Source organism: Acinetobacter sp. ANC 4216 (assembly GCF_004331195.1).
GTDB lineage: Bacteria > Pseudomonadota > Gammaproteobacteria > Pseudomonadales > Moraxellaceae > Acinetobacter > Acinetobacter kookii.
On record NZ_SJOC01000001.1, the window covers coordinates 214246 to 228462 of the forward strand.

The following is a 14217-nucleotide window of genomic DNA, read 5'->3' on the forward strand; positions in this document are numbered from 1 at the left end:
ATACACTATTCCATAATTTTAAAATTTAAGGTTAAGTTTTTGGAACAATTGGCATTTATACAAAATATTCGGGACTGGTCAGATCAATATCCCTGGCTAGAAATGCTTACCTCTCTCAGTATTTTAATTTTACTGGCCCTCCTGGCAAATTTTATTGCCAAGCAGGTCGTGGTTCGCGGTATTCGCCAACTGATTTCCAGGATGAAATTTGTCAATCAGGACATTTTTACCCAGCACAATGTTATTCGCCGGGTTTCCAACATTGTGCCAGCCATTGTGATTATGAACGGTATTGTCACTGTTCCGCATCTTTCAGAAAAAGTAACTGTTTTTATCCAGATGGCGGCACAGGCGTTTATTTTTCTCACCCTTGCTTTGGCTATCAGTGAATTTTTAAGCATTTTCAATCTGGTTTATCAACGTAATCCAAAATCAAAAAACAAGCCGATTAAAGGTTATTTACAGCTGGTTAAGCTGATTATCTTTATTGTCTGTGGCTTGATGATTTTAGGTACTTTCCTTAAAAAAGATGTCTTTACCTTGCTGGCAGGTTTTGGTGCCATGGCTGCAGTATTGATGTTGGTTTTCCAAAATACCATTCTTTCTTTGGTCGCATCAGTACAAATTTCATCTTATGACATGGTGCGAATTGGTGACTGGATAGAGATGCCGTCACTGAATGCTGACGGCGATGTCATTGACATGTCATTACATACCATTACCGTTCAGAATTTTGACAAGACCTTAACCACTATTCCCACCAACAAGCTGGTGACCGATACTTTTAAAAACTGGCGCGGTATGGCTTATGCGGGAGTCCGGCGGATTAAGAGATCAATCTTTATCGATCAGAGCAGCGTGCATTTTATGACCCCGACTGAACAGCAAAAGCTGAAAGAATTTTTATTGCTGGATCAATATTTAAATAGTAAACATGATGAGCTGGAACGCTTTAATCAACAACTCTCGAACCAATCTTTATATAATCAGCGCCGTTTAACCAATTTAGGCACCTTCCGTGCCTATGTTGAATTTTACTTAAAACAGCATTCCGGCATCGCGCAAAATCAATCGCTGATTATTCGACAGTTACAACCGACCAGTGAAGGTTTACCCCTGGAAATTTATGCTTTTGCAAATACCACCGTATGGAAGGATTATGAAGCGATACAGTCTGATATCTTTGATCATTTGCTTGCTATTGTCCCGGAATTCGGTTTAAGCGTTTATCAGGCGCCCTCCGGTGCTGATTTCAGGCAATTTACGGCACATTCGGCAGATCAGGCCGAAATTTAAAACTTGGCGGGTGATGCAATCTTTAAAGCATATTGCTGTTATTTTTATTTATACTTGAAGCGTTTAACTGAAAATAAGGCACCCCCCGTTCATGCAATTGATATGGTTTAGACAGGATTTGCGTATACAAGATCATGCTGCGCTTTGGCATGCAACTCGGTCTGGAAACTGTGTTGCCCTGGTGATTCTCTCACCGGAGCAATGGCAACAGCATGATGACAGTCCTGCCAAACAAATATTTTATTTACGCCAACTGGAAACGCTCAAATCACAGCTGAATCAGCTGAACATCCCCTTACTGATTAAACATATTCCTTTATGGAAAGATGTGCCGCATGAAATGCTGCAGCTTTGTCTGCGATTGGGTATTGACGCTGTACATGCCAATATTGAAATTGGTGTGAATGAATTAAAACGCGATGCTCAGACGCAAGAAAAACTGGAAAATCATCAAATCCCGTTTGAGCTTTATCATGATCAGACAATTTTTCCTGTCGGTTCAATCTGTAATAAATCTAATCAGCCTTATCAAGTTTTTAGTGCCTTTAAAAAGCGATGCTATGAACTCCTTAGCATTGGCCTGCCGCAATGTTATCCAGTGGTCGCAAAGCAGCAAAAAATAGGGCTGAACCTGGAAGTCGAAAATACAAAAATCAATGCCTTAACAGATATGCAAAGTTCTGCCTCAGATCAGTTACAGCAGCTTTGGCCGGTGACGGAAAACTATGCATTGAATATTTTAGATCATTTTATTGACGCTAAACTGGAACACTATCAACAGGAGCGTGATTTCCCTCACCTCAATTCGACCAGTCAACTGTCTCCGTATTTAAATATTGGTGCGGTTTCCATCCGGCAGTGCTTACAAGCCGTGTTTAGAAAACAAAACGGCGATTTCCATATAGACAACGCAGGACAGCAAACCTGGTTAGATGAATTGTTGTGGCGAGAGTTTTATCAACATATACTTTATCAATTCCCTGCCGTTTCCAAACATCAACCTTTTAAAAACAATACTTTAAAGATTAAATGGCGTAATGCTGAGCAAGACCTGCTTGCCTGGCAACAAGGTCAGACCGGAATTCCCATTGTAGATGCAGGTATGCGTCAGTTGCTGCAAACTGGATGGATGCATAATCGGGTACGTATGATTACGGCAATGTTTTTGACCAAGAACTTGCTGATTGACTGGCGGCTGGGTGAAAAATGGTTTATGCAGCACTTAATTGATGGCAATCTGGCAGCGAATAATGGTGGCTGGCAGTGGTGTGCTTCGACTGGAACCGATGCCGTGCCCTATTTTCGAATTTTCAATCCCATAACTCAATCGCAAAAGTTTGACAAAGATGGCGATTATATTCGCACTTGGGTACCAGAACTGGCGCATCTGGATGCAAAAAAAATTCATGACCCTTATGCTTTTGCACAGGTGCGAAAATTAAATTACCCACGTGCAATCGTGGATTTAAATTCATCACGCAAACGTGCCATAGAGGTCTTTAAGGCGATCTGACTGTAGAAATATTTAAAGCTAGCCTGCTCAAAAAAGCTGAAAACACTGCAACTTACAGCTCATTTCGGCTGAAAGTTGCTTTAATTTTCCGAGGTGAATCCCAAATCAGGGTTTCAGCTGGTATTTTAAAATAAAATTTGCCTGATCAAAGAATTAACCAAATTTAGGATTTTTTTTATAGAGGAAAAGACCATTAATTGCTATTTATTCATAGAATAAAGTACTATGAATGAGGTAATTAGGTCTGATTAAATGCTTGTTTTCTTCAATATTTAAAAAATTAAGCTCAATATAAAGATTGAGTTCTCTTTTTAAACTTGAATAGTTCCTTTTCTTTCATCACCTCAAAAACCTTTCCTGTTGCAGGATGCGTAAAAGCATTGTCTTCATTCAAATCAATAATCTTTTTAGTTATGACTATTTTAGGTAATGGCAACCAGATTAAACCTTCCTGATTTAAAATCTTTTCAAAAACCTGCTCAACTATTATTTTAGTGCCACATGCACTCTTTGCAGACACTTCTTTTAGAATCAGAATTTTAGGCATTTTTTCGCTCTTATTATGATTAAGTTTAACAAAATATAGAAAAATACCGCTGAAGGGTGTTAAATTTATATATACATATGTATTTAAATATATATTTAAGGTTAAATAATTTTAATTGACCAATAAAAATTGACTGATAAAATAAACCCCATATAACTTAAAAATCATTAATGAGGCTATTAGATTTCTTTAATAAATCCCTTTATTTCTCCCTATGGAAGAAAATAAAGGGGGAGTGTGAACAATTATAAAAGAAGCCTATTTATTATTTTTATAAAAAATGTTGATTAATATTCTAAAATACCTTGCAATATTATATGTTTTTTAATCAAAACTTAAAGATATATGTTGAAATTTTAATTTTATGCATTAAACGACTTTTATAAGTCATTTTTAATTACAGCAATTTTTTAGTAAACCCAGAATTCAAAACACATCTTAATATCCTCATTTTAAATTTTAAAAATCAGCCCCTTAGAATATTTCAATGCTCGACTTATTTAATGAATTATCAATAGTTTATGAAACTGAAAATTAAGATCTTGAGTTTTACTGTTACAGTAAATGAATTTTCTTTCTGATATCTTACGGAACTTTCTATCTCCAGTCCTATACTCGATAGCCTTTCTCCACTTTATTTGTGCTCACTGAGATAACAGGTTTACAGTTCAAATGAAATGTTTCACCAATTCCAACAAGCTTTTAGATATTGGTTAAATTATTATTTATACTATCAAAGTTGCAAAAAATTCGTTCTGATTCACGTTTACTCAAGGAAATCCGCATGTTGCAGTGGTTTGAAAAACTCGTCGATCCTTATCCATCCAAAGGTTTAAACGAACCCCTGCCTACCCGTTTTTTCCCTTTTGTCTGGCAAGCCGCCCAAGGTGTGCGGCCTTATTTATTGTTGCTGGTGCTGTTTACCGCAGCTGCTGCAAGTTTTGAAGCCTTTCTTTATTCTAAAATCGGCGATCTGGTCAACTGGCTAAGCAAAAGCCAACCTGAGACTTTTTTGGCTCAACATAGCCAGAATCTTACAATCCTGAGCTGCATTCTGCTGGCCAACATTCTATTTGCCAGCCTGCAATCGATTATCAAGCATCAAATTTTATACAGTACTTTTCCCATGCGTTTACGCTGGCGTTTCCATAATTTACTGTTACAGCAAAGCCTGGACTTTTTTCACAACGACTTTGCCGGACGTCTATCTGCCAAAGTGATGCAGACCTCGCTGGCAGTACGTGAATTCTGGGTGATTTTAGGGGATATGGTGGCCTATGTTCTCATCTACTTTACCACCATTAGTCTGGTTCTGGCGGCGATTTCTCCCCTGCTGATTGTGCCGCTCTTGCTTTGGCTGGTGCTGTTTATTTGCGCTGCCTGCTTTTTTATTCCACGTCTAAGCCAGATTTCAAGTAAGCAGGCCGATGCCCGTGCAGTCATGACCGGTCGTGTTACAGATGCCTATACTAATATTCAAACCGTGAAATTATTTGCCCATGCCGGCCGTGAAAGCAAGTATGCCAAAGCGTCCATGCAAGACTTCATGGTCACGGTATATAAGCAAATGCGCCTGGGTGCACAGTATGAGATCAGCATCAATTTACTCAGTGTGGTTTTATATGGTGGGGTCTTAGGTACGGCTATCTGGCTCTGGATTAACGGTCAGGCTGAACTCGGTATTATTGCCGCCACGACAGCCATGATCTTAAAACTCAACAGTATTGCCGAATTTATGATGTGGCAGTCATCCGCTCTGTTTGAAAATGTCGGTACCATCCAGGACGGCATGAAAACTATGGGACGTCCGATTCATATTCAGGACAAACCGGATGCGCAACCCTTGCAGGTACGGCATGGAGAAATCAAGTTTGAAGATGTCAGTTTTGCTTATCAAAATAAAAATGTGATTGATCATTTTAATTTGACCATTAAACCGGGTGAAAAAATTGGCATTGTCGGCCGTTCTGGTGCAGGAAAATCAACCCTGATTCAACTGTTATTGCATTTTTACAATATCAACCAAGGTCGTATTTCGATCGATGGTCAAAATATTCAAGATGTGACTCAGGACAGTTTGCGAAAAAATATTGCTTTTGTCACTCAGGATACCTCTTTGTTACACCGTACCGTGGCCGAAAATATTAAATATGGCCGACCCGATGCAACAGATGAAGAGATGTTTGAAGCCGTACGCAAAGCCAAGGCGGAAGATTTTATTCCACAGCTCACAGACTTACGTGGCAAAACTGGATATGAAGCCTATGTGGGTGAACGTGGCGTCAAACTGTCTGGGGGTCAGCGTCAGCGTATCGCCATTGCCCGGGTGTTTTTAAAAGATGCGCCAATCCTGATTTTAGACGAAGCCACCAGTGCCTTAGACTCTGAAGTGGAAGCGGCAATTCAATCCAGTCTGGATGAATTGATGGAAGGCAAAACCGTGATTGCCATCGCGCACCGACTCTCTACCATTGCACAAATGGACCGCTTGATTGTGCTGGATGAAGGTCACATTGCCGAGCAAGGTACGCATGATGAACTGGTCGCGCTGGGCGGTATTTATGCACATTTGTGGCAAAGACAGACGGGTAGTTTTTTGATAGAACAACAAGCATTAAAGAAAAAGGATATGCATTGATGCTGTATTTAGAAGATATAAAAGTGGGTGATCGTTTCATTAGCCGCGAATATGAAATGACCTTAGAAGAAATTAAACAGTTTGCACATGCTTATGATCCTCAAGTTTTTCATACCGATGAACATGAAGCCCAGACACATCCTGTTTTTCAGGGCATTGCTGCCAGTGGCTGGCACACCTGTGCAGTCACCATGCGTTTATGGACTGAGTGTTTTCCGGTCGCTTACGGCCTGATTGGTTCAGAGTCCAGTCTGCGCTGGCCGCGTCCGACCCGTCCTGGCGATAAGATTCATGTCGAGGTCGAAATTGTGGCAATTACGCCATCAAAAAGTAAAAATGACCGCGCTATAGTCAGTTATGTGACCCAGGCATTCAATCAGAATCATGATATGTTACTTATTTCCACCACTAAAATTGTGGTCTTTAAAAAAGACGTTCAGCCTGAATAATTTTCAGGCTTTAAAAATATTGTCCAACAATTTTAACAGGATAGTCTTCCCATTCGTGCCAATATGGCACTTACAACTAGAAAAACGAATGAATGCAATGGATGGCGCATGAAAACGATTTCTCCAAGACAGGATCAAGGCATACCGGGTGTTTATGGACTGCTGCTTTTAGATGTAGTTTCCCGCTGGGGCTATACGGCTGAAGCGCTCTTTACCCCGTTTCATTTAAACAGTGAACAGCTGGCAGACCCCAACTTTCGTATTCCCACACCCGTTGCCAATGAACTGGTCAAACATGCACTACGTTTAACCGGTGAGCCGACACTGGGTTTCCATTTGGGCACCCAGATGCGTATCTCGATTCATGGCTTTATTGGTTATGCCATTATGACGGCACGTGATATTACCGATGCCCTGATTCTGGCGAACCGGTTTATCCAGCTGCGTTTGCCCTTTTTACAGCTTTATTTTTCCACCTTTGGCGAAAAAGCAACCTTACAGTTGCAATGTGACTTCGACATTGAACCTTTACGGACTGAAATTGCCATTGCCCTGACCTTTGGTATTATCACCATGGCCAAAGCCCTGACCGGTTGTGAAGATCTGTCCGGGGAAATTGATTTTGATTTTCCCAAACCTGCCGGTTTTGAACGTTACATGGCAAAATTCCCGTCGCATCAGTTCCGTTTTGAACAGCCACATTTGTTGTCCAGTTTTGATAAAAAATATCTGGGCCTAAAGATGGTCAATGCAGACCCGATTGCCAGCCAGATTGCGATTAACCAGTGTGAAGCTGAACTTTCTGCACTGGGTGAACGTCGCCGTCTGGCCATGCGGGTGCGTGACATTCTGACCAATTCTGAACAGCACTATTTAAGTATTGAAAATGTGGCGGATCGGCTGCATATGTCAGATCGCACCCTGAAACGCCAACTGGCAGCCGAAGGCACCTCCTTTTCCACTTTGGTGGATGAAGTGCGTTATCGGCATGCAACGTCCCTGCTTTCACGTACCGATTACACCCTGGAGCAGATTGCCGATGAAATTGGCTATAGCGATGTTGCCAATTTCAGCCGGGCCTTTAAGCGTTGGAGTGGTCGCAGCCCAAGCAACTGGCGTAAAGATCCTTATCTATAAACTTTTGTTTTCATCAAAAAACATGTATAAAACATGGCAAAAATGATTTGAATATTTTAAAGGAGTCATCCATGAATCACCCTTCAGAATTAAAGTTCGCCAGTACGCACGAATGGGTCAAAATTGAAGGTGATCTGGTTATTACCGGTATTTCGGACCATGCACAGGATGCATTGGGCGACCTAGTTTATGTAGAAGCCCCAGAAGTGGGTCAGCAAATCACTGCCGGTGAACAGGCTGGTGTAGTTGAGTCGGTTAAAACCGCGTCTGATATTCATGCGCCTGTTTCAGGGGAAGTGGTTGAGGTGAATTCAGCGCTTGAAGATGATCCTGATTTTGTTAATGATGACCCTTATGGCAAGGGCTGGATTTATAAAATTAAGCCAGATAATATGGCAGACGTTGAAAAATTACTTTCAAGCAGTGAATACGAAGCAGGTTTATAACACTGCCTTAAATAAGAAAAATCAGCCTTGGTGGCTGATTTTTTTATTTTAAATGATGGCTTTTAAGATATAGATTTCTCATAAAAAGAGAAAAAATCACAATATGAGATTAAAAACAAAATAAATTTAAAAATAAATATTTTTTATCGATTAATTCTTACATAGATATACTTTTCCATTAAAATTAGCTAAAATTCGAGCATTCATTCGACCAGCTCCCTTATCTTTATAACTATAAAAACTGAGTCACCCTCATTCTTACCTTAAGTCTGCTGCGTCGTCTAACACTGATGATTATCTAGGTAAATTATGTCCTCTGCTGTAAATGCTGAAAATTTATGGAATAAATCCTTTATTCTATGTCTGGCTAACAATTTATTTTTGTTTATCTTTTATTTTGCCCAAACCACCATCTTACCTATTTATATTTTAAAAGACTTGCATGGCAGTTTGGCGCAAGCCGGTCTAGCCATGACCCTGTTTATGGCATCCTCAATTGCGGTTCGTCCCTTTAGCGGTTTGATTATTGAAAAAATCGGACGCAAGAAAGCACTTTATATTTCTGAAACACTATTCTGTCTGTTTTCATTTGCCTATATTTTTGCAGATAACCTGAACGTACTTTTGGCCATTCGGCTATTACATGGGATCTGGTTCAGTATTTTAACCACGGTAGTCGTCCCCATTGCCAATGACTTTATTCCTGCAAACCGTAAAGGTGAAGGTATGGGATATTTTGTCATGTCTATTAATCTAGGGATTGTGTTGGGGCCTTTAATCGGTTTGACGCTTATTCAGCAACTTTCTTATCCGAGCGTTACTGCGATTCTGGCTGCCCTTATTTGTCTGGGCTTTATCTTTTGTTTCCTGATCCCCATTCAAGCAATGCCAAAAATGCAGGCTGAACCCATTAAGCGTAAATTATCCATTCATGATTTTGTGGAAAAGAAAGCCTTGCCAGTTTCAATTATGGCCATGATCATCTCTTTTTCTTATGCCAGCATTATGTCGTTCATTTCGACCTTTGCAGAGTCAAAAAATTTACTGGCTTATGCAAGTTTATTCTTTGTGATCTTTGCCATTTCGATGATGAGCTTACGTCCTATTACTGGTAAAATTTATGATCGAAAAGGTGCAAATTACGTGGTTTATCCCGCTATTGCCTTATTTGCTATTGGGCTGATGGTTTTAAGCCAAGTTAATACAGTGACTGGATTAATGCTGGCTGCAGTTTTTGTCGGTATGGGATTTGGTTCAGCTCAACCCTGCTTACAAACCATTTCCATTCAGCACTCCCCCAAAGACCGCATTGGACATGCCACCTCCACCTTTTTTACCTTTTACGATATTGGTATCGCTATTGGTTCAATCTTGTTAGGGATTGTCATTGCCCATCAAGGTTATAGTTTTACCTATCTGCTTTGTGCAGCAATCACCGCACTGAGTCTGGTTTTCTATAAGTTTTTTATCGATCAACCCAAGTCTGCATAATACAAAAATAAAGCTTTAAATCAATAAAATAGGCATTAATCGCTTTGGGTTAATGCCTATTTTATAAAAAGAAGTATCCGAATTAAGAAGCGTCCTGGTCACTTTGGGCTTGATTCTCTTCCGGAGCTTTATCTTGCACCATACTGAAGGATGTCGCTGAGCCTGGAACCGTTTGATCCTGTCTGTTACTTTTCAATTTAATCTGCAAGCGCAATTCATTCATGGAGTCAGCATTACGCAGCGCTTCTTCATAACTGATTGCATCCTCATTGTATAAATCGTATAAAGCCTGATCGAATGTTTGCATGCCCAATTCACGGGATTTCTTCATGATTTCTTTGAGTTCATGAAAATGGCCTTTCAGAATAAGATCGCCAATTAATGGCGTATTCAGCAAAATTTCAATGGCTGCACGACGACCACGCCCATCCTGAGTTCGCACCAAACGCTGGGAGATAATCGCTTTCATGTTTGAAGATAAGTCCATCAATAATTGATTGCGACGTTCCTCAGGGAAAAAGTTAATGATGCGATCCAGCGCCTGGTTGGCGTTATTGGCATGTAAAGTACCTAAACATAAATGTCCGGTTTCGGCAAAGGCAATGGCATGCTCCATGGTTTCGGTATCCCGGATTTCACCAATTAAAATGACATCCGGTGCCTGACGCAGGGTGTTTTTCAAGGCATTGTGCCATGAATGGCTGTCTACGCCGACTTCACGGTGGGTAATCATCGATTTCTTGTGTTTATGCACATATTCCACCGGATCTTCCACGGTAATAATATGTCCGGCAGAATTTTCATTACGATGATCAATCATGGCCGCTAAAGAAGTCGATTTACCCGAGCCAGTTGCACCGACTACAAGTACCAGACCGCGTTTTGCCATCATCACATGTTTTAATGACTCGGGAAGCTTTAACTGGTCAAAATTTGGAATTTCTGCGGTAATGGTTCGTATCACCATCCCCACTTGTAATTGTTGCTGAAAAACATTGATACGAAAACGCGAAACATTGGGAACGCTAATGGCAAAATTACATTCCAGCTCGCTTTCAAATTCAAGCCGCTGTTTCTCATTCATTAAACTATAGGCAAACAGTTTGGTCTTGTCGGCAGTCAATGCCTGCTGGCCAATCGGTTTCATTAAGCCCTGATGTTTAATGCTCGGTGGAAAATCTGCTGAAATAAATAAATCCGAGCCGCCATATTCCACCACCTTGGTCAGCATGTGGAACATTATTTTGCGTGCTTCTTCCAGTAATTCCGTACTATACATATCTTTCCCATTTTAAATTGTTTTTCATACCAATCATGTTTTGACTGTAAATTAGTATTTTTAAACAATTATTTTTTTTCAAAATTGGTTTTATCTATTGTGCATAGATCGTCGATATGACTCAAATTTATAAATTTTAAGTGGTTATAAAAATTCGAAAATATTGTCTACTGCATCATAAAAGCATTGTTCTAAATTTACACGTTCAGCAAAATGTCTAAAAATTGCAAAATAAAACCCCTTCATCCAGGGGTTTTATCCAACAATTCATCTTGTCCTGGAGCTTGACTAGGCACTACGTTTTAATTCAGATAGACGCACTGAATCTGCCACCTCCAGCAAAAGTTGCTGGGTTTTGTCCCAGCCCAGGCAGCCATCCGTTACCGATTGGCCATAGGTCATCTCACAGGAAATCTTCTGCTGACCATCCACCAGATAGCTTTCCAGCATTACTCCACGAACCTGACTTTGTGTACGTTCCTCAATAATCGTCTTGAGTACTTGGGGCTGTAAAAGCGGATCTTTGTGGCTATTGCCATGACTGCAATCAATGACCAAAGCAGGCAATTCACCTTTGCATTTTTCTCTGATCTTTTCAATTTCAGCCAGCTGGTAATTAGGACCCGAATTTGCACCGCGTAAAATCAGATGTGCTTTCGGATTGCCTTTCGATTCCAGGATACAAGGTAATCCCGATTGGCCCAGACCCAGGAATTGATGGGAATTCGATGCAGACTGAATGGCATCCAGCGCAATTTGAATGGAACCATCGGTGCCATTCTTGAAACCAATGCTGTATGGCATATGGCTTGAAATTTCACGGTGAATCTGGGATTCACTGGTACGCGCGCCAATGGCGCCCCAAGCCAGTAAATCGTCGAAATAGGCTGTTGCCATTGGACTTAAAATTTCAGCGGCAATTGGCAAACCCATTTCAATAATTTGTAAATACAAGGCACGTGATTTTTCCAGGCCCAACTGCATATTGGATGAGCCATCCAAATCTGGGTCATACAGGAAGCCTTTCCAGCCAATGGTGGTACGGGGTTTTTCAATATAGGCACGCATCACCAGAAAAATCTGGTCTGCTACCTGGCTTTGTAATTGTTGTAATTTTTGTGCATATTCAAGTGCAGCAACGGGATCGTGAATCGAACATGGACCGGTCACCACCATCAAGCGATGGTCTTTGCCTGCCAAGATATTTTCAATGATTTGACGCTGCTCAGCAATTTGTTGCGCCAGTTTGTTTGATAAAGGCAATTGCGCCTTCAATTGATGAGGCAAAGTTAAAGCGGTTTCTTTTGCAGTTGTTTGAGTTTGTTGTAAAGCAGTATTTAAGGCATTCATTGGTCTTTCCTGGGGACTATTCAGTCCAATCTTTTATTTGAGCGTTATGGGTCTAATGGATTGGGTGTGCAGAGTCATCAATTGACTAAAGTAAAACCAATAAAAGTTGCTAAAGTATGAATAATTTAATGTTTTCATGAGTAAGCTCCAAAAAGTATAAGAAAAATAAAGCATAAAAAAACCTGATCAGGGTTGCCGATCAGGTTATAAACTGGGTGGGCAACCTTTTCTTGCCCGAACGCGTTCAGGCAATTATCTAAATTGCCAAAAGTAATAAGTTGCGTTTGAGACTACAGGTTGCTTTAACATCTTTATTGCTTCAAAAAAGTATGTATCTTGAAATTAAAATACGCTGTATTGCCATATTTGACAATACTTTTATTTAAAATAAAACGACATCAATCATTAAACTTTTGTTTATACCTGGTGTAAAAACTGCCCTTAAACGGTGTGCAGTTGGACCAGTTTTAAAAAACGTGTAAATCCTCTGCTCATTATTTTTTAGCTCTCACCGCATCAATGGGCTAAATTATTTTTATTCGATCGAAATTCAATTTCTTCATTTCTAAAATAGACATTTAATTTTTATAAATAACAATCTGATACAGCAATTTTAGTGCTTAAGTGATAATTACAGTTACAAAAAAAAACAATTATTGATCCAGGAAATGAACCCAAAAATACAAAACAATATTTTATATATATCATTACTTTATGTTATAAGATAAACCCATTAAGTCAAAATATTACGTAATACGTAATTTACTTATGTATTGCATAATAAAAAGCCCGCCGTATGATGTGAAAATAAATCGAATTTATCGTATAAGGTTTGCACTTCACCTGGGAACCACAGCGATAAATAAAGGATGAGACAAACGGATTTGTCATAAAAATTTAAATGATTAATATGATTTTTCTCGTTTGTTTAAAAGTGAATCTCTTAAAAAACAGGCAATAGGATTGCTTTAAGAAAATGAGGATGTTGTATGGATAAGCTAGCAAACCCTTTAGAACTTTGTGGATTTGAGTTTATTGAATTCGTATCTAAAGATGGCGATCTAGATGGAATTTTTCAAACGCTCGGTTTTAGCAAAATTGCAAAGCATAAATCTAAAAATGTGTATTTATGGCGTCAAGGCAACATTAATATCATTCTCAATTATCAACCAGAATCTTATGCAGCATTTTTCTTTAAAGAACACGGACCTTCTGCATGTGCAATGGGCTTTAAAACCCTAGATGCCGCCAAAGCCTTTTATAAGGCAATTGAATTAGGTGCAGAGCCTATTTATTCAAAAATTGGTCCAATGGAACTCAACATTCCGGCCATTAAAGGGATTGGTGGCTCGCCTATTTTCCTGGTCGATCGTGATATTTACCAAAGCGATTTCATCTTTTTTAATGATGTCAATTCACATCCAGTAGGAACAGGATTAAAAGAAATCGATCATTTAACCCATAATGTCTATAAAGGCCGTATGCAATACTGGTCAGATTTTTATGAAAGAATTTTTAATTTTCAGGAAATTCGTTATTTCGATATTAAAGGTGAATATACCGGCTTGACTTCTAAAGCGCTCACCGCGCCTGATGGGAAAATCCGTATCCCGCTGAATGAAGATTCTGACAAAGGCAACGGTCAAATTGCCGAATTTTTAAGTGATTTTAATGGTGAAGGTATTCAGCATATTGCTTTTATTACCGATGACCTGATTGCAACTTGGGATAAATTAAAAGCTTTGGGTGCCAAATTTATGACGCCGCCACCCAACACTTATTACGAAATGCTGCAAGATCGTTTACCCAATCATGGTGAACCGACCGATGAACTGCAAAAGCGTGGCATTCTGCTGGATGGCAATACACAAAATGATGACAAGCGTTTGTTGTTGCAAATCTTCTCTGAAAATATGCTGGGTCCGGTATTTTTTGAATTTATTCAACGCAAAGATGATGACGGTTTTGGTGAAGGTAACTTCAAGGCCTTGTTTGAATCGATTGAGCGTGACCAGATTAAACGTGGTGTACTGGATATTTCAAAAGCTTAATCTCAGTTCAATCTTTTAAT

11 protein-coding genes are annotated in these 14217 nt (G+C 39.6%); 8 read left to right on the forward strand and 3 right to left on the reverse strand.

From position 1 onward, the window contains the following. The first annotated feature begins 39 nt into the window (after positions 1-39). Positions 40-1296 (forward strand): mechanosensitive ion channel family protein, encoded by a 1257-nt coding sequence (locus E0H88_RS01085; RefSeq protein WP_131272778.1) that lies wholly within the window; start codon positions 40-42, stop codon positions 1294-1296. A 91-nt stretch (positions 1297-1387) separates the two neighbouring features. After that, positions 1388-2809 (forward strand): cryptochrome/photolyase family protein, encoded by a 1422-nt coding sequence (locus E0H88_RS01090; protein ID WP_131272779.1) that lies wholly within the window; start codon positions 1388-1390, stop codon positions 2807-2809. 286 nt (positions 2810-3095) lie between these two features. Here E0H88_RS01090 and E0H88_RS01095 read toward each other — a convergent pair whose 3' ends face one another. Next, positions 3096-3356: a hypothetical protein gene (locus tag E0H88_RS01095; RefSeq protein ID WP_131272780.1), complete on the reverse strand. Its 261-nt coding sequence runs from the start codon at positions 3354-3356 to the stop codon at positions 3096-3098. Between the two features lie 784 nt (positions 3357-4140). Between E0H88_RS01095 and E0H88_RS01100 the strand changes: the two genes are divergently transcribed. The 5 genes from E0H88_RS01100 to E0H88_RS01120 all read left to right on the forward strand — a co-directional run bounded on the left by E0H88_RS01100 (position 4141) and on the right by E0H88_RS01120 (position 9517). After that, the gene (locus E0H88_RS01100; protein ID WP_131272781.1) at positions 4141-5994 is read left to right on the forward strand and encodes an ABC transporter ATP-binding protein; all 1854 of its coding nucleotides are present in this window, start codon (positions 4141-4143) and stop codon (positions 5992-5994) included. Further along, positions 5994-6443 carry a MaoC family dehydratase gene (locus E0H88_RS01105; protein ID WP_131272782.1) on the forward strand — a complete coding sequence of 150 codons (450 nt, stop codon included), beginning with the start codon at positions 5994-5996 and terminating at the stop codon, positions 6441-6443. The genes E0H88_RS01100 and E0H88_RS01105 overlap by 1 nt, the downstream gene beginning before the upstream one ends. Before the next feature lie 108 nt (positions 6444-6551). Continuing rightward, complete coding sequence (locus E0H88_RS01110; RefSeq protein ID WP_131272783.1) at positions 6552-7580, forward strand: helix-turn-helix transcriptional regulator; 1029 nt, start codon at positions 6552-6554, stop codon at positions 7578-7580. 71 nt (positions 7581-7651) lie between these two features. After that, complete coding sequence (gcvH, locus tag E0H88_RS01115) at positions 7652-8026, forward strand: glycine cleavage system protein GcvH (protein ID WP_131272784.1); 375 nt, start codon at positions 7652-7654, stop codon at positions 8024-8026. A gap of 309 nt (positions 8027-8335) precedes the next feature. After that, positions 8336-9517, forward strand: coding sequence for an MFS transporter (locus E0H88_RS01120; protein ID WP_131272785.1), 1182 nt, complete (start codon positions 8336-8338; stop codon positions 9515-9517). An 82-nt stretch (positions 9518-9599) separates the two neighbouring features. On the opposite strand, the gene E0H88_RS01125 is transcribed toward E0H88_RS01120, so the two are convergent. Together E0H88_RS01125 and E0H88_RS01130 are read right to left on the reverse strand one after the other, a co-directional pair. After that, positions 9600-10796 carry a PilT/PilU family type 4a pilus ATPase gene (locus E0H88_RS01125; protein ID WP_131272786.1) on the reverse strand — a complete coding sequence of 399 codons (1197 nt, stop codon included), beginning with the start codon at positions 10794-10796 and terminating at the stop codon, positions 9600-9602. A gap of 288 nt (positions 10797-11084) precedes the next feature. Further along, positions 11085-12146 (reverse strand): 3-deoxy-7-phosphoheptulonate synthase, encoded by a 1062-nt coding sequence (locus E0H88_RS01130; RefSeq protein WP_092819638.1) that lies wholly within the window; start codon positions 12144-12146, stop codon positions 11085-11087. 989 nt (positions 12147-13135) lie between these two features. On the opposite strand from E0H88_RS01130, the gene hppD reads away from it, so the two are divergent. Continuing rightward, a complete protein-coding gene (hppD, locus tag E0H88_RS01135) occupies positions 13136-14197 on the forward strand; it encodes a 4-hydroxyphenylpyruvate dioxygenase (RefSeq protein ID WP_131272787.1) in 1062 nt (353 codons plus the stop codon). Positions 14198-14217: the final 20 nt, after the last annotated feature.